Source organism: Paenibacillus tyrphae (assembly GCF_027925525.1).
Taxonomy (GTDB): Bacteria; Bacillota; Bacilli; order Paenibacillales; family NBRC-103111; genus Paenibacillus_G; species Paenibacillus_G tyrfis_B.
The window spans coordinates 30461-53865 of sequence record NZ_BSDJ01000031.1 but is presented as its reverse complement, the minus strand read 5'-3'; the positions used below and the strand labels follow the sequence as shown (position 1 = coordinate 53865).

At 52.3% G+C, this 23405-nt stretch carries 18 protein-coding genes and 1 pseudogene; 14 read left to right on the top strand and 5 right to left on the bottom strand.

What is annotated here, in order from left to right; genetic code table 11:
* Positions 1-52 precede the first annotated feature (52 nt).
* The 4 genes from QMG93_RS27795 to QMG93_RS27780 all read left to right on the top strand — a co-directional run bounded on the left by QMG93_RS27795 (position 53) and on the right by QMG93_RS27780 (position 3158).
* Positions 53-622: a YdeI/OmpD-associated family protein gene (locus QMG93_RS27795; protein WP_281942348.1), complete on the top strand. Its 570-nt coding sequence runs from the start codon at positions 53-55 to the stop codon at positions 620-622.
* A 330-nt stretch (positions 623-952) separates the two neighbouring features.
* Complete coding sequence (locus QMG93_RS27790; protein ID WP_281942347.1) at positions 953-1681, top strand: CPBP family intramembrane glutamic endopeptidase; 729 nt, start codon at positions 953-955, stop codon at positions 1679-1681.
* Positions 1682-1744: 63 nt separating this feature from the next.
* Positions 1745-2191, top strand: a complete 447-nt coding sequence (locus tag QMG93_RS27785; RefSeq protein ID WP_281942345.1) for a DUF6376 family protein — start codon at positions 1745-1747, stop codon at positions 2189-2191.
* Between the two features lie 313 nt (positions 2192-2504).
* A complete protein-coding gene (locus QMG93_RS27780) occupies positions 2505-3158 on the top strand; it encodes a FusB/FusC family EF-G-binding protein (RefSeq protein ID WP_281942343.1) in 654 nt (217 codons plus the stop codon).
* An 89-nt stretch (positions 3159-3247) separates the two neighbouring features.
* Here the strand turns inward: QMG93_RS27780 and QMG93_RS27775 are convergent, their stop codons facing one another.
* Positions 3248-3559, bottom strand: a complete 312-nt coding sequence (locus tag QMG93_RS27775; RefSeq protein ID WP_281942340.1) for a hypothetical protein — start codon at positions 3557-3559, stop codon at positions 3248-3250.
* A gap of 336 nt (positions 3560-3895) precedes the next feature.
* Between QMG93_RS27775 and QMG93_RS27770 the strand changes: the two genes are divergently transcribed.
* From QMG93_RS27770 to QMG93_RS27750, 5 genes are all read left to right on the top strand, one after another.
* Entirely contained in the window at positions 3896-4582 is a 687-nt protein-coding gene (locus tag QMG93_RS27770; protein ID WP_281942339.1) for a serine/threonine protein kinase, read from the top strand.
* A 24-nt stretch (positions 4583-4606) separates the two neighbouring features.
* A complete protein-coding gene (locus QMG93_RS27765; protein WP_281942337.1) occupies positions 4607-7912 on the top strand; it encodes an SNF2 helicase associated domain-containing protein in 3306 nt (1101 codons plus the stop codon).
* Between the two features lie 386 nt (positions 7913-8298).
* Positions 8299-9225 carry a hypothetical protein gene (locus QMG93_RS27760; protein WP_281942336.1) on the top strand — a complete coding sequence of 309 codons (927 nt, stop codon included), beginning with the start codon at positions 8299-8301 and terminating at the stop codon, positions 9223-9225.
* A 72-nt stretch (positions 9226-9297) separates the two neighbouring features.
* Positions 9298-9777 (top strand): MarR family winged helix-turn-helix transcriptional regulator, encoded by a 480-nt coding sequence (locus QMG93_RS27755; RefSeq protein WP_281942334.1) that lies wholly within the window; start codon positions 9298-9300, stop codon positions 9775-9777.
* A gap of 60 nt (positions 9778-9837) precedes the next feature.
* Positions 9838-10593: an SDR family NAD(P)-dependent oxidoreductase gene (locus QMG93_RS27750; protein WP_281942332.1), complete on the top strand. Its 756-nt coding sequence runs from the start codon at positions 9838-9840 to the stop codon at positions 10591-10593.
* Positions 10594-10763: 170 nt separating this feature from the next.
* On the opposite strand, the gene QMG93_RS27745 is transcribed toward QMG93_RS27750, so the two are convergent.
* On the bottom strand, positions 10764-12734 hold the full coding sequence (locus tag QMG93_RS27745) for a hypothetical protein (RefSeq protein WP_281942330.1): 1971 nt from the start codon (positions 12732-12734) through the stop codon (positions 10764-10766).
* 200 nt (positions 12735-12934) lie between these two features.
* On the opposite strand from QMG93_RS27745, the pseudogene tnpB reads away from it, so the two are divergent.
* From tnpB to QMG93_RS27725, 4 genes and pseudogenes are all read left to right on the top strand, one after another.
* Positions 12935-14036 (top strand): annotated as a pseudogene (tnpB, locus tag QMG93_RS27740) (IS200/IS605 family element RNA-guided endonuclease TnpB).
* 387 nt (positions 14037-14423) lie between these two features.
* A complete protein-coding gene (locus QMG93_RS27735) occupies positions 14424-14930 on the top strand; it encodes a DinB family protein (protein WP_281942328.1) in 507 nt (168 codons plus the stop codon).
* An 83-nt stretch (positions 14931-15013) separates the two neighbouring features.
* The gene (locus QMG93_RS27730; RefSeq protein WP_281942326.1) at positions 15014-16195 is read left to right on the top strand and encodes a hypothetical protein; all 1182 of its coding nucleotides are present in this window, start codon (positions 15014-15016) and stop codon (positions 16193-16195) included.
* A gap of 118 nt (positions 16196-16313) precedes the next feature.
* Positions 16314-17078 carry an SDR family oxidoreductase gene (locus QMG93_RS27725; RefSeq protein WP_281942324.1) on the top strand — a complete coding sequence of 255 codons (765 nt, stop codon included), beginning with the start codon at positions 16314-16316 and terminating at the stop codon, positions 17076-17078.
* A gap of 56 nt (positions 17079-17134) precedes the next feature.
* Here QMG93_RS27725 and QMG93_RS27720 read toward each other — a convergent pair whose 3' ends face one another.
* Both QMG93_RS27720 and QMG93_RS27715 read right to left on the bottom strand, forming a co-directional pair.
* Positions 17135-18325, bottom strand: coding sequence for an MFS transporter (locus QMG93_RS27720; RefSeq protein WP_281942323.1), 1191 nt, complete (start codon positions 18323-18325; stop codon positions 17135-17137).
* Positions 18326-18401: 76 nt separating this feature from the next.
* Positions 18402-18683 (bottom strand): ArsR/SmtB family transcription factor, encoded by a 282-nt coding sequence (locus QMG93_RS27715; protein ID WP_281942321.1) that lies wholly within the window; start codon positions 18681-18683, stop codon positions 18402-18404.
* Between the two features lie 486 nt (positions 18684-19169).
* Here QMG93_RS27715 and QMG93_RS27710 point away from each other — a divergent pair, with 486 nt between their 5' ends.
* Positions 19170-21920 (top strand): endo-beta-N-acetylglucosaminidase, encoded by a 2751-nt coding sequence (locus tag QMG93_RS27710; RefSeq protein WP_281942319.1) that lies wholly within the window; start codon positions 19170-19172, stop codon positions 21918-21920.
* A gap of 152 nt (positions 21921-22072) precedes the next feature.
* Here QMG93_RS27710 and QMG93_RS27705 read toward each other — a convergent pair whose 3' ends face one another.
* Entirely contained in the window at positions 22073-23389 is a 1317-nt protein-coding gene (locus QMG93_RS27705; protein WP_281942317.1) for an MFS transporter, read from the bottom strand.
* Positions 23390-23405: the final 16 nt, after the last annotated feature.

The following is a 23405-nucleotide window of genomic DNA, read 5'->3' as shown; positions in this document are numbered from 1 at the left end:
CGACCTTTTTACAATGACTCTCCATATCTGGAAAGGAGAATGTGTTTTATCTATGGAAATTGAAAATCTAATTCCAGTAAAATCGAGAGAAGAGTTGAGGGTCTGGCTACAGGAAAATTGTAAGACTGAAAAATCTTGTTGGGTAGTCGTTCGTATGACGCCAAATCCAGAAACGTTGCTATATTTGGACGCGGTCGAAGAATCTCTGTGCTTTGGATGGATCGATGGAATCAAAAAGAAAATGTCTGAAACGGAGCTGGCGCAGAGACTATCTCCTAGAAGCAAAAAAAGTTCATGGACTGAATTGAATAAAGAACGTGTCCGCCGCCTCGAAAAGTTGGGGTTAATGAGGGAAGAAGGAAGAAAGGTGCTTCCTGATATGGACTACGATTCTTTTAAAATAGATGGGGCTATAGAGCGAAGGCTAAAAGAGGAAAAGCAAGTATATGAGAATTTTATGGCATTTCCAGCTCTTTATACAAGAGTTCGGATCGATACGATACAAAGCGTTAAAAATCAGCCGGAATTATTTAGGAGCAGATTAGACAAATTCATAACAAACACTAGAGAAAATAAAATGTACGGTCAATGGCATGATCATGGACGCATGCTGGATTATTAAGATACCAGAGCATCGGGTTTTCGAATAGTTTGAAAACACACCCTAGTTCGGGGCTAGACTTCAGGCCGTTGTTTTGATGAGAGACGGTGTTATAATAAGGATTAAAATTACATAAATGTAACTATTGTCTGATTCTCATGTGGAAGCCGTGACGATAAGGAGTGTTCAATCATGACAACCTCAAATTGCGAGACAACACATCATCGCGTGCAGTCTGCCCGACGCGGGCTCATGGTCTTTTTTGCTTTGCTCATCCCTCTTTCATGTGTGGGTTACTGGCTGACTCTCCATGACGGTAAATGGGTACTTTTTCTGATGTGGACGCCCTCTTTGGCGTCGTTGCTAGCGCGTTTGCTGTTGCGCGAGGGTTTTGCCGACATTTCCCTCCGCCTGGGAGGAAGACGTACTCTCAAATTCATACCGATCGTGCTTCTCCTGCCGATAGCGGTCGATCTGGCGGCCTATGGCATAGCATGGATGTCCGGACTTGCGCAATTTGCCGCGCCTGCCACTTATTTAACCGCTTCTCCCATCGTTCTATTCATATTCTTCTTGCTCGCAAATGTAACCCTCGGAACGATTCGAGGCTTGATTGGAAGCTTTGGCGAGGAAGTGGGGTGGCGCGGCTACATGCTCACACGCCTGATGGATGCCCGGGTTCCCCGGCCTGTTCTCGTCAGCGGATTGGTATGGGGCGTGTGGCATCTGCCGCTCATGGTAGCCGGAGTGTATTACGCCGGTCCGTTTCTTCTTTTGTCCATCTTGCTTTTCATGGTCACGGTCACGTCCTTCGGGTATGTGATGGCGTATCTCCGTTTGACATCGGGAAGTATTTGGCCGGCCGTCTTCCTGCATGCCTCATGGAATGCCATTACCCAGAACGTCTTTGACCTGTTTACCAAAGGGGATTCGGCCTTGCTGTGGACGGGAGAGTCTGGCGTTTTCGTTGCGCTTGCTTTGCTGGCGGTGGCGTTCATTGTTGCGAGAAAGCCATGGACGATCATTCGAACCCTCCCCGGAAAAGGCGAACAGCCGGTTCAGGAACCGCTGTCCTTATAGTTTTTTTGAAACCGGAGCCGGCTTAGATCAGTATTACCTTGTAAAAAGTCGGAGGTCCGGAGGATGAAATTGAAAATCGTGTTTTTGCTTGTGCTCGCGGTTGGTCTGTTGTCAGGCTGCGGAATCATCGACAAAGTAAATCATTCATTAAACTACGTGGAGGAAGCCACCAACTTCATCGATGATACTTCGCGGTTTGCGAAACAATTGCCGACGCTTGCCAGGCAGGCGGTCACCGATCCCGAAGCCAGAACGGCATTGAAGAATGAATTGACCGGTATGAAGGAGCGGATTGCAAAATTCAATGCGCTTCAAGCCCCCGATTTTGCCAAAGACGTACATGGGCAACTGGTCGGCTATAACGAAACGCTGACGAAGGAGATTAACGGTTATCTGGAGAAGATCAATAACGGTGCTATCGACTGGAAGGCGATCGAAAATTCCCAGTTCATTGACACGCTGAACCAGGTCACTCAAAACCTGGATAAAGTGAAGAGCTTAACTCCTTAAAGCGGTAAAGGATGTCGTTCACATGAGGTGAAGGCATCCTTTTTGGTATCGAAGGGAATGGAATGAAGCCTTGTTCTTGCTACAGACATTCGTTTTGTTTATACTAATCGTAAGTTAGAACGAGGGAGTTGGTACGGATGGCAATTCGCGATTGCCGGATTGGCCAGTCTCATGCAAAGCCTTATTTTTAGGGCGATACTTTGCATGGGCGTAAAAGGGAGCAACATAAAATCGCCCGAATGAGCAGTTATCGTTTCTAATAATATGGCTTTGCACCTTATTTTCAATCTTATAAAATAAGGGGCTGACCTCCATGTGTGGACCATTTATTAGAAACCATCAGTATAACGATATCAAGAAGCAGGCAGGGAACCTGCAGCACGCTCTCAGAACGATTGCCGATCGGAAGGTATTGGAATCGGTCAGGCAAGGTACGGCAGCCAAAATCGCAGAGCTGTTTCCCGACGCCTCCGGCCTTCAGAAAGAGCTGCTGGAAAGCATCGTCAACTTAGAAACGTCAGAAGACTTTCATAAGTATCTGCGAACGTTAGAGCCGTATATCGTAGAATTTCCGCATATTACGGAAAAGCAGATTCAGAAGCTGTTTCCCAAGAATAAGAAGCTAAAGATTCCTAATTTATCCGAGATAGACCGTCGTTACGTCACCTATCTCAGTTGGATCGATATCGCTACGAATAAAATGTTCATCGTATACCATTTAAACGGGCAATTTGTCGGTGTAGAAGGGAAATATACTCCGACCAACAAGAGGAGTTTTTGCTTCATATGCAATCGGTATGAAGATCTTGCTTTATTCTCGGCGATAGCCAAAAAAAGGCCGGCGAAAGCTTCAGTCGATTATTATAAAGCGGTTGGCAATTATTTGTGCATGAATGGCCAAGACTGCAATAAGAACATTACGGATGTTTCATCCTTGGAGAACTTTATTAACACGGTTATAGGCTAGACAAAAAAACCATTGAATCTGCGGCTTTTCACCGGATTCAATGGTTTTTTTACGCAAACCTTTTCTGAGCTTACGCCTCTTCAATATCGTTACTTCTTATCGGTCAAATAAAACGCTCCATTCGGCAGAGTAGTTTCTTTATGGACTACGACGAGCCCGACACCTTCGGGAATATAAGCCACTCGCGAATCGCCGGTGATCACATAATCCCCCGGAACCAATACCCCGTCTATATTCGTTACCTTTACAGTAGTCGTCAGGTTCAGATTAGGAAAGGTGATGGTAGTCGTCGGCGGGTTCGCTGCCGGTTCGTCCGGCGTCTGGGCGAAAGCTGCCACCGGCAATAGGAAAGCTGAGCACAGGGCGAGTACCGTTACTTTTGTTTTCAGCATGCTCTTCATACGTAAAACACTCCTTTTCTTTGCGGTTATGTTCCCATGTTCTGGTATCGGAACCAGCTAACCAATAGTTACCCGTATGGATTATTTTTGAAGCAGGAGAAATGCATTTTTTCAGCCCAATTTCGGGGATGGTCAGGTCCGATAGTGCACTCGTTCTTTTGGCGAACGGCTGTTCTGTGGTATAATCGCTCTAACAACCTCTACCCATTTTGCACCCTGGATGTTTGTTTCACGTAATTATCTTACAAGAGTTAACGCGCCGCCGGGCATTTCGTGCCTTTCTCGAATGCAGCCACGGCGCGGGCTGCCAGTAAGCGTGACAAGGGGGGCTCCAGGATGAACGTGGATTGGACTATAGCGGACGAGGCGCTGCGCAGCATCGCGGTAACAGGCAGCGAACGGAATGAGCCTGTGATCGTATCCGGCGATTCGGAAGAACTTCGCTGCATCGGCATCGGAACGGATGCGGCCGTGTTCACTTATGATCGGACGCCGGGCTATGCGTTTAAAATTTACTCGGATCATGCGCTTGGGCTCGGGAAACGGGATATGGAGAAGCAAGTGTATGAACGGCTGGAAGGGATTCCTTATTTTCCGGTATATTACGGGTGTGGAGAGCGCTATCTGGTCATGAGCCACGAATCCGGAGTCACGATGCTCGATTGCTTGTTGGAGGGCATTCCTGTACCGGAACAGGCGATCCTCGACGTGGAAGAAGCGCGCGCGCAGGTGCGCAGCCGCGGCTTGAATCCGCGCGACATTCATCTGAAAAATGTCATTCTGCAATCGGGCCGGGGCAAAGTGCTGGACGTATCGGAATATGCGCTGGAGGGAGACGACCATCGGTGGGAGCATCTAGTCTGGGCGTACCGTGTCGTTTACCCCGGCATCGAGGGAATGAAAATTCCCGCTTGGGTGCTGGATGCGATCAAGAACGGCTACGCCAGACTGGATCAGGCGAATCTGAGCCTTGACGATTTCGCCCAAAGAGTCAGCCAATTGTTTTCCAAGTTTTTGAAATAGATGAAGTAAGGAAGGTTTCAGGCGATGAACGCACCGTTGACACCACGGGTCATTAAATCGTTGTGCGGCGAGCTCTCCTACAAAAAGGGAGAAGCCTACTGCCGCACCGGAAAAGTGGCCTTCACGCATTGCGATTCCGAAGCTGCGAGCTACGAAGCGACGGTCGGCGGCACCGACAGCTGCCGAGTAACCGTCGAAATCGGGCATGAAGGGGAGGTAAAAGCGGAGTGCACATGCCCCACCTTGGGCTCCTACGACAAATACTGTAAGCATGTCGCTGCGGTGCTGCTGTATATTCACGATTCGGAGCAGGCCGGCAGCTTGCCTGTCAGCCGGCTTCGACCGGAGGACGGATTATCTGCGACGCCTCCGTTAGGCGGAGCGGCAGCAAGCGTCTCCGCGATTCCCGCGGGAGATCTCCGGCTGACGAGCAGCGTGTTAGGACTGTTCGTTGGCAAGCCGGTGATTCCGACCGGTTCCCGGCCGCGCTTCGACACAAGAACGCAGCTTGAGGTGGAGTTTACTTGTGCGCCCTTTGCTTACGGTTACCGGAAGTACATGTTTGGAATTGAACTTAAGGTAGGGCCCAAAAGGCTGTACATCGTTCAGAACATAAGAGAGTTTCTGGAGCGGGTGGAACGGAGACAAGCCTACGTATTTACCAAGCATTTCACCTACGATCCGGAGCTTCACAGCTTTAAAATCGAGGACGACGCCATCTTACGCCAGCTCATCCAAATCTGCCGCAACGAGAAGCTGTACCGTGAAACGTCGAGTACGTTTGCCGTTCAGCTCAACCGGATGAGCGGCGAGCGGATGCTGCTGATTCCTCCGTTCTCGTGGGAAGCGCTGCTTCCCTTGTTGGCGGCGGCTCCTTCCGCACAGCTCGAACAGGATGGCCGCATCTACGAGGGAATTCGCATCGCCGAAGAGCCGATCCCGCTTCGCTTCGATTTCGACCAAGCGCCGGAAGAAGGCTATCGGTTGGACGTCTACGGGCTGGACGAGATCATCGTTATGGAAATGTACGGGCTGGTGCTTGCCGAGGGGAAACTGCTGAAGCTGCCGCCCGATAGCAGCCAGCGCCTTTCGGAGCTGAAACAAATGCTGGATTCGGCCCGCACGCGCCAGCTTCGGATATCGCCGGATCAGATCGAGCCTTTCATCGAGAGGGCGATTCCCGGTCTGATGAAGCTGGGAACCGTCCATGTCGCCCAAGCCGTGTCCGAACGGATCATGCGCATATCGCTGAAAGCCAAGCTGTATTTGGACCGGGTTAGGGACCGGCTGCTCGCCGGGTTAGAGTTTCATTACGGCGACATCGTCCTTAATCCGTTGGAAGAGGGAAGAACCCAGCGCGGCGAAGGACGAATCCTGGTGCGGGATGGGGAGAAGGAGCGGGCGATTCTCGAGCTCATAGAGCAAAGCGCCTTCGTCAAGACGGAAAGCGGCTATTTCCTGGATGGCGAAGACGAGGAATACGAGTTTATGTACCGCGTCTTGCCCCAGTTGGAAAAGCTGGTCGAGGTATATGCCACTTCGGCTGTAAAAGTCAGGCTGCATACCGGCCATGTTCCGCCGAAGATTCGGGTGGATGTGGACGAGCGGATCGACTGGCTGGAAATTAAGTTCGATATCGATGGAATCCCGGAAGCAGAAATTCGCAAAGTGCTGAAATCCTTGGAAGAGAAGCGCAGATACCACCGGCTGCCGAACGGTGCGCTCCTGCCGCTGGAAAGCGAGGAGTTTCAGGAGATCGTCCGATTCATGAACGAGATGGGTATCCGCCAAGCGGATGTGAAAGGAACGGAGCTGCGCCTGTCGGCAGTTCGCGGACTGCACCTGATCGATGCGCGGGAGCAGGGCGGTGCCCTCAGCCTGGGCAAGTCGTTTCGCCGGCTGTTGGAAAACATGCGGAATCCGGACAATCTGGACTTTCCGCTGCCTGACCGTCTGGTCCCTGTGCTGCGGGATTACCAGAAATATGGGTATGGCTGGCTCAAGACGCTGGCCCACTACCGCTTCGGCGGCATTCTTGCCGACGATATGGGGCTGGGAAAGACGCTGCAGAGCATCGCCTTTCTTGTATCCGTTCTGCCGGAGATTCGAGATCAGCGGCAGCCCGCGCTGGTCGTCGCTCCCGCGTCTCTCCTATATAATTGGAGGAACGAGCTGAACCGGTTCGCGCCGGAGCTTCGGTCCGTTATTGCCGACGGCAGCAGCGCGGCACGCGCCCGCGTACTGAAGGAGCTGTCCCATGCGGACGTCGTCATCACCTCGTATCCGCTGCTGCGCAGGGATATTGTGCGTTTTGCCGGGCATACGTTTCATACGCTCATTTTGGATGAGGCCCAAGCGTTCAAAAACTACGCGACGCAGACGGCGCAAGCGGTGAAGGCGATCCGGGCCAGATACCGGTTCGCGCTGACCGGAACGCCGGTCGAGAACTCGATGGAGGAGCTGTGGTCCATCTTCGACGCGGTGTTCCCCGAGCTGTTCCCGGATCGCAAAGCATTCGGCGAGCTGTCCCGCGAGGCCGTGGCGAGGCGCGCCCGTCCGTTTCTGCTACGTCGGGTTAAGAGCGATGTGCTGAAGGAGCTTCCGGAGAAGATCGAATCGCTGCAAGCCTCGGAGCTGCTGCCGGAGCAGAAGAAGCTGTACGTGGCCTACTTGGCCAAGCTGCAAAAGGAAGCGCTGAAGCATCTGGACGCGGATACGTTTCAGCAAAACCGGATCAAAATTTTAGCGGGCATCACCCGGCTGCGCCAGTTGTGCTGTCATCCTGCGTTGTTCGTCGAAGGGTATACCGGAAGCTCGGCGAAGTTCGAGCAACTGCTGGAGCTGGTGGAGGAATGCCGGAGCGCCGGGCGGCGGATGCTGGTCTTCTCTCAGTTTACCGAGATGCTGGGGCTGATCGGGCGGGAGCTCGGCTATCGGGGCGTGCCGTATTTTTATTTGGACGGAAAAACTCCGTCCGCCGAGCGCGTTGAGCGCTGCCACCGGTTTAACGAAGGCGAGCGGGATTTGTTCCTGATCTCCTTAAAGGCCGGGGGAACCGGGCTGAATCTGACCGGAGCGGATACTGTTATCCTGTACGATCTGTGGTGGAATCCCGCCGTGGAGCAGCAAGCTATGGACCGCGCCCACCGGATCGGGCAGAAGAAGGTGGTCCAAGTGATCCGCCTCGTCACCCAAGGCTCGGTAGAAGACAAAATGCACGAGATTCAGCAGCGAAAGAAACATTTGATCGACGAAGTCATTCAGCCGGGCGAGGAGGGGCTTTCCGCCCTGACGGAACGGGACATCCGGGAGCTGCTGATGCTGGATTGAGCAGGCTTTTGATACGAGACTGGGATGGAAGGCATAAGAAAGGGACCCGACGCCAGTGTGAGGCGAAGGGTCCTGTTTTATTGGGGGAGTACCAGCGTAGCTGTCGCCAAGGGCAAAGTAGATGTAATTAAATACGAAATTTATTGATGACCTCGTTGTTTAAGGCAGTGGATCAAGTAACATTTTAGTTGACTATATAATTTCACCTTGCATATAATTAGATTACTTATTTAATTGGTAACAAAATTAATAGGTGATCTATTTATATTGGACACGAAAGGAATTCGCCTATTATGCGCATGCGTGGATTGACCTATGACACTGGATTTCTAAGCGAAGGAACGAGCACACACCCCAACTTCGATGCGGCGAGAGTGTGCAGGGAGATGGAAATTATACGGCGCGACCTGCATTGCACTGCCGTACGCGTGACAGGCGGCGATCCTGATCGCCTGGAGATCGCCGCGCAAGCGGCAGCGGCAGCGGACCTCGAGGTGTGGTTTTCGCCGTTCACAAACGAACTCGACCAAGAGGAGCTGCTTGCCTTGCTTGCGGACTGTGCCTCGCGGGCTGAACGCCTCCGAATTACGGGGGCGGAGGTGATCATGGTCACGGGTGCCGAACTGATGCTCTTTACCCGCGGCTTCTTGCCCGGCGAGACACTGCAGGAGCGCCTTACGGCTTTGTCCGAACCGACGGCTAGCCGTGTTGCGTTCGCAAAACTACCTACACTGCTCAACGACTTTCTGGCACGTGCTGTAGACGTCGTGCGAGCCCGATTCGGGGGGCGCGTTACGTACGCGGCCTTGCCTAGCGAACCTGTGAACTGGGAGCCTTTCGACTTCATTGCCGTCGATGCCTACAACTCCGCTGAGGTTACTCATCTCTATGCGGATTCAATCAAGAAGCTGGCCAGCTCAAACAAGCCTCTGGTGATCTCCGAGTTCGGATGTACGACCTTCAAGGGCGCATGCGATCTGGGCGCACGCGGAATGTTCATCGTCGAGTGGGACGGTGCGCGTGCCGTTCGGCTGACAGGAAGTTACGAACGTGACGAGTCCGAACAGAGCCGATATTTCAACGATAGCGTCAACATTTTCGAAGAAGCTGGAGTCGACACAGCATTCTGGTGTACCTTTGCTTCCTACAACTTGCCGTACGATGAAGACCCCAATCAAGATTTTGATCGAGCGTCTTATGGGATCGTGCGGGTGCTGAAAGAAAGCCATGGCACGGCGTACCCCGACCTGTCTTGGGAGCCTAAAGAAGTATTTTATACCATCGCAGCGCGATATAAAGTCTTAGAACAATAGCGACATTGTATCTGGAACTGATCTACAATACGATGTATTTTCCAAATGAATCCTGTATGGGGAGTGAATGGATTGTCGGATAAGCAGAAGAAAATAGCAGAGCAGTTAATGGATTCGTACTTCCAATCGCAGGTTGGTGGAAATATGATGCAGAATCGCTCGATATACAATCAAAAGCCAGGCGAGATCATGGTTCTCTATTTCATCAGCATGAATGTCAAGGATGATCGCCCGGGATTGATGGTTTCGGAAATAAGCGGGAAACTTAATGTTACTTCGCCAACGGTAACGCAGCATATCAACAGTCTGGAAGCACAGGAACTTGTCGAGCGTCATGCCGATCCTGCCGATCGGCGAGTTGTCAGAATTCAGCTTTCGGATAAAGGTAAAAAGTATATCCAACGCATTAATGAGGCCCGCCTCAATATGTTTGTTGGTCTCGTTAATCATCTAGGGGAGGAAGAAAGCCTGCTCTTTGCCGAGATGATGAGAAAAGCTTCGGATTATATGCTCAAACAACAGGAATTTTATCTCCGGAGTTTTGAGAAATGAGTAAGCGTAGGCTGATAGCACGAAGGTATTAAAGGCTTGCTAGGAACAGGAGGATTTTATATGAAATATACGGTTATTACGGGAGCCAGTTCAGGAATTGGGTATGAAACGGCTCTTGCTTTTGCGGCTCGTGGAAAAAACTTAATCATAGCAGCTCGCAGAACTGCGGAATTGGAAAAGTTAAAATCAAAAGTGGCTTACATTAACCCAGACCTGGATGTTGTCGTTCGAACTGTTGACTTATCTGTACCTGCTAATGTTTATAAATTCTACGAAAGTCTCCAGGAATATCAGATCGAGACCTGGATCAACAATGCCGGGTTTGGAAATTTTGCTTCCGTTGGGGAACAAAATTTAAATAGAATTATGACGATGCTTCATTTGCATATTGAAGCTTTAACCGTACTATCCTCTCTTTATGTACGTGACTATGCAGATGTTGAAGGAACGCAAATCATTAATGTTTCTTCTGGAGGAGGATACCAAATTGTTGGCAATTCTGTGACGTACTGCGCGACTAAGTTCTATGTAAGTGCCTTTACAGAAGGTCTTGCACAAGAATTGAAAGAAAAAGGAGCTGCCATGCAAGTAAAAGTCTTAGCTCCTGCTTCAACTGAAACTGAATTTATTAAAAGTGCTTTCGATTTAGATGAGTTTAATTATGAAGGATTAGTTCCGAAATTTCATACTGCAAAAGAAATGGCTGGATTTATGTTAGATCTTTATGATGGGGAGAAAGTTGTTGGGATTGTGAATGGAAAAACGTATGACTTCGAATTAAGAGATCCGATTTATCCGTATCTGGCAAGGACATGAAACTAGTTTTGACTAGCTTTGCTGTACCTGTTCTTTTATCCGATCGCCCAACAACTGGCGTATCTTCACAGGTATAATCTTCAGGAGTGAAGCAATCATCTCCAACTAAGACTAGGCTGCCGACATTGATCGGCGGCCTAGCTCCGTCTTTGACCATTGACGTAAATAACTTATCGGGCCGTTACATCGAAGTCCTGCTCAAAGATGATGCGCTCGCCGACCTTAAATACGGCGGTAAGCCGATTGACTCCAGGCTGCAGAGGCTTTTTTAACGACAGGTCGTATAACGCCTGATCCATGCTAAGGTAAAACAGCATTTCTTCCGATGCAACGGCCGCGCTGGCGAACGAATCGGATAGCGTATCGGAAGAACGGTCATACACATAGATTTTCAATCGGTTGCCGACTTCGTTCGGTTGCGGGCGTCTCGCATCATAGCATAGGGCGGATAGATGCAGAAGGTCCCCTTTCACCTCGGTGGGCGGGTTAAAAGCGCCAAGCGTATATTCGGCAGAATGCAGCAACACCTCACTATGATTCGGCGTAACTTCGGTCGAGGCGCCTAACAACGCTCTCATCACGTCAATCCTCAGATTCGGCGCTTCCTTATCTGCGGAAGCGACCGGAGCCGCCGATAAAATGACGCTGCGGCGGGGCGCGCCTTTCCACGAAATTACGGCTTTCTTCTCCCCGGCTTTTATCCGGAAGGAGTAACCCGAAGGATGGGCGAAGGTCCATCCGTTCTCCCGATCCGGACCTGTAACGGTGTACTGGTACATTTTCGCCACAACGCCGGAATGGAAAAACAGCTCTCTATCGCGCTCATATCCTACTTTTGCATCTCCAAACGTAAGCGTGTTATCTGTCTTGTATATAGCTCCCTTACGGCTTATCTCCCCGGAAATTTGCATATCCTGCTCACGTCCCGGAAGCTGAAGCCGGTCATGGGTAGGGTTTAGGTTAATCCATGCGTTTCCAAGGAAGGTGGGAATTTGAAACCACCGTGTTCCGTTGGGGGTCGTCCAGGCAGCGGAGGCGCGAATCTTTTGCGGGCCGAGCACCCCATAGTTCAGAAGCTGAGAGCTATCCGGATATTGGTAAAGCCATGTTTTATCCGACTGCAGATCGATTTCAGTGTTGTCCGGCTTGGCGTCTTCCGGACCCGCATATTTTGGATTGAACCAGCCTTCGCCTTCGTTTGCCCAGACATGATACCAGGTTCCTTCCCAGTCTCGGACCGGATTCGCTTCGATTTTCTCAAAAACGGTTAGCGTCTGGGGAACGGCTATATGGGGCTTACCGCTATAGGGAGACGGCGAAGGATACAACGGGGCCGGCTGCCGCCTTGTGATCGTCTCGCTCGCTTCCGTGATAAACTCGCCGGGATAGCGTGTCCATCTTGTTCCCTCCGGGGTCTCCACTTGGTAGAAGCTGCCTAAAGGAGATTGGAATTCTCCTGTTTCCGTAAATAGCTGATACTGGATCTGCTGGGGGGAGGGCGAAGAAGTCGCTGCATGGTTCCACAGAGGAACGTTGCTAAATTCGGCGAATCCATAATATTTTTTCTTAGCATGGCTGTAGTAGGAGCCGATTTGCTTGAGCGGCAGCCGAATCCATTGGTCACCGAGCCAAGACGTGCGGATCTTTAGCCATTTTAATTCGTTTTCGTCATGCTTCGGACTGTAAAACCATTGCTTCTCCGCGCCGACCACCTCCACTTGCTGAGGAGACGAAACGGCGGAAGGCTCTGTCTGGGCATTGGCCTTGGCATAGATCGGCGTATTTTCCATTAAGGTGATCGTCGGGGGAGGGGGCACGTCAATTTTGCCGGGATCGGTCTTGATCCATTTATCACCAAAGGTCGTACGAAGCTTCCACCAATTCGGCACTTCCGCCCAACGTGTTTCGGCTTCGATGACTTCAACCGTTTGCGGGGAGAAGGCTCCCTCGGCTTTGTTCACGAGCGCGTTCGGAATGACATAATACGGCGTATCTTGAAGCAGCGTCAAGGTTCGAGGAATGCGAACGGCATCGGCAGGCTCCGTCGGGGTATCCGCATATTCCGAGGCGTTCCCGTGAGCGGCCGCGGCCAGCGACAGGCCTATTCCCAAGAGGAAGGCCAAAGTTGATTTATTGCGCATAGCAGGTCTCCTTATTCATTCTGTCAATTTGCTATAATACCATATTCTAGCAGCTTCCTGAAGCGGAAGAAACGTTTTATCGTTAAGGCTGAGAAGACTCCCTCTTCGATAAGGGGGAGATGAATCAGCATCTCTTGTGTACGAATACGAACGTATGTGCTATAATTGTAATAAAATCACCAAAAGAGGTAAATGCTCGCATGTTGCATCATAAAGCTTTTCGCTTTCGCATCTACCCTACAGAAGTGCAAACGACGCTGATCCATCAGATGTTTGGATGCGCTCGCTTTGTCTTTAACCACTTCCTTGCGAGGTGGAACGACACCTTCCAGGAAACAGGCAGAGGCTTGTCTTACCAGACCTGTGCAACCGGGCTGCCAGCGTTGAAAAAGGAATGGCCTTGGCTTAAGGACGTGGACAGCATTGCTTTGCAATCTGCCGTTCGCAGCCTGGCCGATGCGTTTGATCGCTTCTTTCGAAAGCAAAACGATCCGCCTCGTTTTAAAAGCAAACGCAATCCCGTCCAAAGTTACACCACGAAGTTTACGAACGGCAATATTGCCGTTGCCTGCGATATGCTGAAGCTTCCGAAGCTGGGATGGGTGCGCTTTGCCAAGTCCCGTGAAATCGAAGGACGGATCTTGTCTGCTACGGTGCGTCGAAACGGCACAGGCAAGTACTTCGTTTCGATCCTGTGTGAAGTAGACATCCAGCCGCTTCCTCACGTGGATACCGCCATCGGCATAGACCTCGGCATCAAGTCGTTTGCCGTTTGCAGCAGCGGAGAAAACGCTCTGAGTCCCAAGCACCTGCGAAAAGCAACTTGCGTTTTGGCAGCGACGTTTGTCTCGTCGCCTGAAAGGTGGAGCCAACTATCGAAAAGCGAAGCAAAAAGTCGCTCGCATACATGAGCGAATCGCTAACGCTCGACAAGACTTTCTACATCAGCTCCGGGCCAAGTGGATCCGTGAAAACCAAACGATCTGTCTGGAAGATTTGCAGGTTCGAAGTCTAATGAAAAATCACAAGTTAGCAAAGTCCATTGCCGAAGCAAGCTGGTCAACCCTTCGCACGATGCTGGAATATAAAGCAACGTGGTATGGTCGCACGATCAGCATGGTCGCCAAAAACTATCCAAGCAGTCAACTTTGTCACGTATGCCAATCGCGCAACCCCGAAGTGAAAAATCTAAACATGCGATCGTGGACCTGTTCAGGATGCGGGACGCACCATGACCGTGACCACAATGCCAGCATGAACATCTTGCAAGAAGGACTGCGTTTGTTGGCTAAGGCCAACTGAACTGCGAGGACCGCAGGGATCGCTTGCTCAAGAAGAGAAGGATGCTTCTCTGTTCGCAAGAATCCCCCACCTCAGCGCCATTAGCGCAGGTGGTGGGAGTGTTCAAGAGGTAACACCGGAGCTGACGCTGAAACGTCTTGCGAAGGCTCAGGACCGGCAAGACGACTTGAAGCTGTTTCGGGACAGCCAAGGCGATATCTACACGATTCACCGGTACAGCAATACGCTGGCGAACTGGGTTCAGAATCGTTCCAAAACTTGGACGGATCTGGAACTGCTGAAATAAAAATAAAAAGTGCTTTCTGCGAAGTATGACACCCTGTTGTCATACTTCGTTTTGTATACTAACCATAACAGTTAATTCAAAAAAGCAAAGGGGAATCACTTATGTCAAATGCCGTAACGATGTATGAGTACCATGCGTGGGCAAATCAGACGATGCTTAACCGACTGAAGGAGCTTCCGCAAGATGTATACAAGCGGGAGATTGTAAGCATTTTTCCATCCGTATCGAAGGCAATGGCTCATATATATACTGTTGACAATTCATGGCTGGAGATCGCTGCCGGCAAAGCAATGAAAGAAGCGATGGGACTGGCGGATCAGGTGACGAAAGAAGCGGAGGGGCAGAGCATCGAGGGGTTACAGGCGATGTTCGCCGTTTTGTCCGAGCGGTATAGAGCATTCTTCAGAGAGCAAGCCGACTTGGAAAAGGCGATTGTACTAGATAATCCGTACGCCGGAATCCGGGAAACCCGTCTATCGGAAATCGTTATGCAGGTCGTGAATCACGGTACGTATCACCGCGGCAATATTTCAGCGATGCTGCGTCAGATGGGGCATGCCTCGGTCATGACGGAGTATGCCTTGTTCTGGTATCAGGATCAAGCCTAAGTTTCATGAAGCTTCGCAACTTTCCTGTCTGCTGCGCGTCTGTTACAAAAACAGGAAAGGATTGACATTGGATGAGGAAAGTCTTGAGGAAACTTGCCCCAGTATGGGTCGCCATGCTGTTGACGCTGCCCGCCACAGTGAACTATCCTGCAACCTCGTACGCCGACGAGTTCTCCATCAGCTTCGTGATTGTCGGGGAGACGAACCTGTACGCTCAGGAGGGAGGCGGAGGGCGTCCGTTAGGCTCGATTTCGCCGTATCAGAGCGTGAAGCTTGCGCCTGGCGCGCCTTTTAGCTTCTATGACGAGCGCAAGCCGGAGGAGTGGCTCAAGGTGCGAACCTGGCTCGGAGACCGGTGGATCCGTGACGACGAGAGAGTGCTGTACGGGACCTACGAAGAACGGAGGAAGACACTGACGCTCCTAAGCACGGAGAGGCTGTTCGACCGGCCTGACGCCCGGACAGATACGGGACAGTCGCTTGCGCCCCAGGAAATCGTGACTACTGCGGAGCTCCATTATGGACCGAAATACGTGATCAATGCGACAAGTGCCAGCGGACAGACCGGCACATGGTACCAAGTGGAGACAACATGGATGGGTCCAAAGTGGATTCTTAAGCCCGCTCTCATGGAGGATGTCGATGCCAAGACAGTGGACTATGATCTGAAGCTGTCGGGAGCCGAAACCGCCTATGAAGTTCCGTATGAAGAGGGGAAAGGTGAAGCGGTAGAACCGGGCATCGTTCACGCCATCGCCAAATGGCAATATTCACCGCAGGCTTTCTTCATCTTCAACTGGTACAAGGTGCGGCTCCCGCAAGGCGAGCGGTGGATCAAGCCTAAAAATGAAGTGCTGGAAGATTATAAAGCGCTCAACGAGCCTGTGAAGCTGACCACCAAAACGCGATATTTTGAGGATAGGATGCCGAGCTTTGATCGAACTCGCTGGTTGGAGCCGGGAGCTTACAAAGCCGTGCAGAATGTAGGCGAATGGACGCAGCTTGAAACGCCGGCAGGCTTGAAGTGGGTAAATCTGAAGCGGGCGCTATTGGAGCGACCCGAGGGCATCGTAACGACTAAAGAGACGGTGAAGCTAACGGAGAAGACACAGACGTATTATTTTCCTGCAACTGGCGAAATGTGCCACATCGAAGGCTTCTTTTCCCCGCAGGAGGTGCAGGCGTTCGAGAAGTGGACGTCGCCGGAAGGCGCGGTCTGGTACCACATCAAGACGTTCAGCGGTACCGAATGGGTGAAGCAGTAGGCTGCGGACTTCTCGGCTGCGGTTCGATGAATGAGAGAGCAACATAACAAAAACCGCCTTGTGCTATAACTAGGATGAGCAGGGGAACCTGTTAATCGAGCATGAGGGGCTGGAAAATATGGGGAAATTGCAAGGCAAGGCAGCTTTGGTGACAGGAGCAAGCCGGGGGATCGGACGCGGCATCGCGCTGCGTCTCGCGCAGGAAGGGGCATTGGTCGCCGTACATTATGCCAAGAACCGGGAGGCGGCTGAAGAGGTCGTTCGCGAGATTTGGGAAAAGGGCGGGGCGGCTTTTGCGGTTGGGGCGGACTTCAAATCGGCCAACGGCGTATATGAACTGATGGGAGCCATGGATGAAGCGCTGCGGGCACGCACGGGCGATAACCGCTTCGATATTCTCGTGAACAATGCCGGAATCGCGCAAACCGCCTTCATTGAGGATTTGACGGAGGAGCTTTTCGAGGAAGAGATCGCCATCAACGTCAAAGCGCCGCTGTTCCTTATCCGGGAAGCTCTCCCCCGGCTGAAAGACGAGGGGCGCATTATCAACATCTCGTCGTCGGTAACACGGGTGGCTTTTCCCAATCTTCTCGGCTACAGCATGACCAAGGGAGCGATCAATACAATGACCTCCACCTTAGCCAAGCAATTGGGAACGCGTAATATCACCATCAATGCAATCATGCCCGGAATCACGGATACAGATATGAACACCGCAACCTTGCAGGACCCGGAGGGGCGGAAATTTGCCGCCGGTCTTTCGGTCTTTGACCGGTGGGGGCAGCCGGAGGATCTTGCGGACGTCGCAGCTTTCCTCGCTTCTCCCGACAGCCGGTGGATTACCGGCCAGTGCATTGATGTCAGCGGAGGCACGCATCTGTAAGCAATAAAACAAGCCGGTCCAACACGTCAATCCGTGTTATCACCGGCTTGTTTTTTTTAAGCTCCGGCTTGCTGAAGCTTCCGTTCCTGCGCCAGGCGGTGGGAGCGGGTGATGCCAAGGGAAGCGGCTGCCGTCAATGCTGCTACGACGACGCCTGCCGCTCCGATCCAGCTTATGGAGGTCAGCGAGGCCTGTTGTACGACGACACCGCCGATCCCTGCGCCGGCCGCCATGGCCAGTTGAAGCACCGAGCTGTTCAAGCTAAGCATAATGCCGGACGCTTCGGGAGCAAGCGTCATTAAATAGTACTGTTGGGTCGGACCCGACGACCATGCGGAGAATGCCCAGAGCATGAGCAGCGGGAAGACGGCTGCCGGGGAGTGAGCGGCTAGCGACAGCAGGACGAGAGACGCTGCGTGAAGAAGCATGCCTCCGATCAGCGTACGGGGGACGCCCCATTTGTCGGTGCCGTAGCCTCCGAGCTTTGAGCCGATCAGACTGGCGATTCCGAAGGCGAACAGCCCTGCGCTCACGCCTTGCTCGCTCATACCGGTCACCGTGAGCAGGAACGGCGAAATGTAGGTGTAAGCGATCGAATAGCCGGAAATCCAGAAGAAGGTGACAAGCAAAGCTACGGCGATTCTCGGCTCTTTGATCAGCGCGAGCTGTTTGCGAAGCGGTACCGGTTCCTCGCCGTCCGTTTGCGGAATCGTCCAGGAGACGGCCAGAATGGCAAGCAGCCCCAGCACGCCGATTCCGGCGAAGGTAATCTTCCAGTCGTAAACGGAGGCGACGACCCTCCCGAGAGGGACACCGACGATCAAGGCGGTGCTGAAGCCCATGACGAGCGTCGCGATGGCCCGTCCCTGTCTCTCCGGCGGGGCCATCTTGGAAGCGACGGTCAAGGCAGTCACGACGAATACACCGGTGCTGAGCGCGAGAATGATCCGGGAAACGATCAGAAATTCAAATCCCGGCAGCAGCACGGCCATTCCATTTCCGACGACGAAGACGCCGAGGGAGTAGAGCAGCAGCTTGCGCCGCTCCAGACGGGCGGTCGCCGCCATAAGAATAGGGGTCCCAAAGGCATAGGCCAGCGAGAATACGGTAATGAGCTGACCCGCAGCGGACACCGGAACCCCGATATCCGCCGCGACTTTATCCAAAATCCCGGCGATAATAAACTCCGACGTGCCGACAAGAAAACTGACGACGGCCAGCATGTAAATTTTCCACGTGTTTGACATAATGATAGATACTCCTCTCTCTCCACTCCATTGTTTTTATATTTCTACAAATATAGAAATAAAACCGAAAAAAAAACTACTCCAGCAAATACGGCGCATACTTCTGGGCGATTTCGCGATTCACGCTGTAATAAATATACGTGCCGTCCTTGCGGAGCTTGAGCAGGCCGGAATCCGTCAGCTGCTTCAAATGATGGGACAGCGTCGAGCCCGCAACGCATTCGAGCTTGCTTCCGATATCCGAGCAGCACAGATTCCTTTCTTCCGTAAGCAGCAGGGCGATTTTAAGCCGGGTCGGTTCTCCGAGAGCTTTGTATATTTTGACAGCTTGCTGCAGTTCCGCGTTAATGTGCTCCATCGTTGCCTCATCCTTGCCCGTGTATTATTTCTATATGTATCGAAATTTAAAATAGCATACCTCTCTGCAAATGTAAATAGGCAATTTGACCATACAAGCGGACTACATGCCGGTGCCGGAGAGGAAACGGAAGGAGGACGGTCACGAAAATGTCGGATTTATCGGGAATTTCCTCCGCCAGCATAAAATGTTATTACAGCGCTTACAATCATTTAATATGTCCATGAAATCTTTTGTTTGGCCACTTTACTGCTGCTGCGAACGGGTGTTAGGGTGGAATAGACGAGTCGTTTCTTTTCCTTGGATTGGCAGCTGCAGCAATTGCTAGGATGGTACCAGGCCGGATCAAACGAAGAGAGGTGCGTTATGTCAGAACGTAAAAAACGGAAAAAAGCTTTCTCTCGAACCGTCACGAAAGTGGTATCAATAGGGTTGACGGCCGTTATGGCGTCCACTCTGATGTTAGGGCCGAAAGCGGCTCTTGCGATGGAAAAGCCGAAAGGGCCGGAGCAGCCTTATTTGTACGGCTACAACGCCAAGCAGATTAAGGAATGGACCCCGGAGAGCGACCCGTATGCGAAGTATTTTCGCTCCCGCGTTCCGTTAGCGAAGCGGATCGGAGCGTTCCAGCCGACGCAGGCGCATCCGGAATTAACGAGCACGGCCCAAGTCATGAATCTTTCCGCCGACTACGATAAGGAGGAATGGTTCGAGGGGTACCGCTATAATGACAGCTTCAGCCGCAACGTGCTCAAATATTGGCAGTATCAGGACATTTATGCCTCCTGGCACGGCTTGCCGGTATACGGCTCTCCAACCGAAGAGGGCAAGCGGGATTATGGCGTGGTGAATCTGCCGAATCCGGCGTATACCGATGCGGCCCACCGCAACGGGGTTATCAGTCTGGGCGGCTGGTTCTGGCCGCGCAACATCAATTTCGCGGAGCTGGTCGAGAAGACGCCGGACGGCAAATTTCCGGTGGCGGATAAAATGATCGAGATGGCGAAGTATTTCGGCTTCGACGGATATTTTATCAACCAAGAAGCGACGATCAGCAAGGAGCATGCGGCTCTGCTGATGGAAATGCTGAAATATATGCGCAGCCAAGGGCTATATATGAGCTGGTACGACAGCTTGACCGTGGACGGCAAGGTCTCCTATGTAAACGGATTCAATAAGGAAAACTCGCCGTGGCTGATGGACGAGCGTGACGGAAAGCGCGCCCACGACAGTATCTTCATGAACTACGCGTATACGCCGCAAGGCTTGGAGAGCAGCGCGGACCATGCGCGCAAGCTTGGTCTTGATCCGTATGCCTCGCTCTTCGCGGGCATCGAAAACGACAAATTTCGCTTCGACCGCGGCTTGGAGCTGGATGCGATTTTCAAAAACGACGCCTCCCGTACGCCTCGGACGAGCGTAGCGCTTTTCGGCACGGACATGGTCTGGAACAAAGGTCCTAATCCGTTCGATATCCGCATGCAGCCGGAAATCGAGAAGCGCGAGCAGGCCTATTGGTCAGGACCGAAGAGCAACCCTGCGGAGAGCGGCCGGGCGGTCGGCACCGAATATGAGAGCTGGCCGGGAATCGCCCATTACATACCGGAGCGCTCCGTCATCGGCTCCTATCCGTTCGTGACCCGCTTCAACAACGGGCACGGACTCGACTTCTTCGTGAACGGCCGGAAGGCCAGCGATACGGAGTGGAACAACATGGCGGCGCAGGATATCCTGCCGACATGGCAGTGGTGGACACAGTCCGCAGGCAAGCCGCTTACGGTTGGATACGACTATGAAACCGCATGGAACGGCGGCTCTTCCTTGAAGGTGGAAGGCACGCTGAATTCGAGCCATGCAGCGGATATTCATCTGTACAAGACCGAACTGCCGGTGACCAAAGACGTGGAGCTGTCGCTGACATACAAATCGGACGTCCAACTGCCGGATAAGAAGGGCAACGGCCAGGCGCAAGGGCATCTGAAGAAGGCGGCGGACATTCAGGCGCTGCTTACGTTCAAGGACGACCCGCAGCATCCGGCCGCCGTCGATTTGAAAGCCGGACCGAGCGACGATTGGACCACGGCTGCGGCCAAGCTGAAGCCGTTCGAGGGACGCACCATCGCCGCGATCGGTTTGCGTGTCGGCTCGCAATCGGCGGAGGACGTGCCCTTTAAAGCCAGCATCGGCGAATTGAAGCTGACGGACGGCAAGAAACCGCAGGCGCCTGCCGCCCCGACGGGCTTCCGGATCGAGAAGGCGATGTTCGACGACAATCAAGCCGCGATGTTCGTGAAGTGGGACTTCAACGCGAAGCAGCAGGATGTTTGGTATTACGACCTCATGCGCGTGGTAAATGGCAAGCGCGAGTGGGTCGGACGAATTTACGACGAAGTGTATTACATCAAGTCGCTTCCTCGTCTCGGCGAGAATGATGTGAAGCTGGAGCTGGTTGCCGTCGGCAAAGACGGAACGGCGAGCGAACCGCAGGCGCTGACTTGGAAATGGGGGAACGGGCAGAAGGTTCAGTTCAACAAAGGTCCGGTTGCCGCAGCTTCCATTCATGCGATGCACCTGCAGGACAACAAGCTGACAATGGAAACCGGGTGGACGAACTATGTCAATATCCGCGTCATGCCTTCCACGGCAGCAAACGTAAACGTTACTTGGACATCGAACAACGAGGCTGTCGCCAAAGTGGATGCGCGGGGCAAAGTGACCGCAGTAGGCCCAGGCGATGCGGTGCTGACGGCGCAGACGGGTCCGGTCAACGGCCAGCCGGGTGTGAAGACGGAAATCCGCGTGAAGGTTGTGGCGCCGGAAATTCCTCAGAATGGCGTCGTCCTGCAGGCGGAAAAATACGATCAGTCCAACGGCTTGTTCGTGCCTGGTACTTATGTGAACGTCCGCGACTTGAATTTTGCCGATTGGCTGTCGTTTAAGGATGTCGATTTCGGGGCAAAAGGAGCGTCGAAGCTGACAGTTCGGGCAGCCGTTCTGGCGAAGGATACCCGGGTGGAGGTGCGCTTGGGTGGCCCGCAGGGCGAGCTCATCGCAGATGTGGCACTGCCGGTGGACGCGAAGCAGTTGGCGCCGTTCTACAAGAACTATACCGTCGATCTGAAAAAGCCCGTTACCGGCAAGCAGACCGTTCATATGACTTTTAAAAACCCGAACTATACGAAATGGAGCGTCCGCGATAACGGTATCGTAGATGTAGACTGGTTCCAGTTCCAATAGTCCAAGGCAAAGCGCGTTCGCTCAAGCGAGCGGAACGATAAGGCCTCTCGTCCTATGCGACGAGAGGCCTTAGAGTGTTTAGAAGGTGGTCGTTTACTAAATAGAGATGCAAATGGAAGTGGATACCCCACCCCTTCATAACCTCTATTACCTCAGGAGTTCAATGAAGCATTTTCTCCAGTTACATTTGATTTACTTCGAGACCAGATAACGACAGGTATTAGCAAAAGGGCAAGTCCTCCGCCAACAAGCGACAAGGTCGCATAGCTTGAATGAGCTACAACCATACCGGATAGCGCACCGCCCGAGGCCCCGGCAAGTGCAATCAACACATCAATCGTTCCTTGAGTTTTTGCCCTCGTGGTAGGGTCGGTTGAATCTACAATGATGGCTGTCCCGCTGATTAGGCCAAAGTTCCAACCGATGCCAAGCAACGATAGAGCAATAATAAGTACCAACATAGAATCCGGTGGAGCTGCTGCAGCTGTAATGCCTGCAAGCAATAGAACGCCTCCCGAAGCAATCGACATGGCTGTACGACCGATTTTATCAACCAGAACGCCCGTAATGAGCGAGGGGAAATACATCGAGCCGATATGAATTCCGATGACCAATCCTACTTCTCCCAAGCTATGGCCGTGATGTTTCATGTGGATTGGTGTCATTGTCATGATGGCCACCATAACGATTTGGGTTAAAATCATGACGGTTGCTCCGACAATCAAGCCGCTGTTGCTGCTTTTGGAAACTCTTGTACCCTCATCGGCTCCCTGACTCTGTCTCATGGATTGTTGCGACTTAAACACAGCCTTGGCAACGACGTAGGGATCAGGACGGAGGAAAATAAAGAAGACGATTCCGGCAAGAATATAAGCTGCTGCAGCTAGGATAAACGGGCCTGCAAGCGCTGGAATCCCAATGGAAGTTGCAAAATGACCTGTAACATCTACCATATTTGGACCTGCAACTGCACCTAAGGTAGTCGAAACCATAGCAATGCTAATTGCTTTTGCCCGCTGATTAGGCATAGCTAAGTCTGTTCCGGCGTAACGGGCTTGTAAGTTTGTTGAGGTTCCTGCACCGTAAATAAGCAGCGATATGAACAGAAGCAGTACACTATGATTTACTGCAGCCCCTATTACTCCTAGTGCCCCAAGACCCCCGGCTAAGAATCCTCCTGCAAGCCCAAGCCTGCGTCCGTATTGCTCTGATAGTCGCCCTACCAACAAGGCAGCCGCAGCAGAACCAAGGGTAATCAAGGCGGAAGGAACCCCCGCCAAGCTTTCCGCTCCCAACATCTCTTGCGCCAGGAGCGCTCCGACGGTTACCCCGGCGGCAAGCCCTGCACCTCCAAAAATTTGGGAAAGGACTACGATGAGGAGGGAACGCTTATACAGTTTCCTTTGCAAATCCGGGGAAGCTATGTATTGGCGAATCAAGCTGTCTTTGATTTGGGGTTCATGCGTCATCGCTTAGAACCACCTT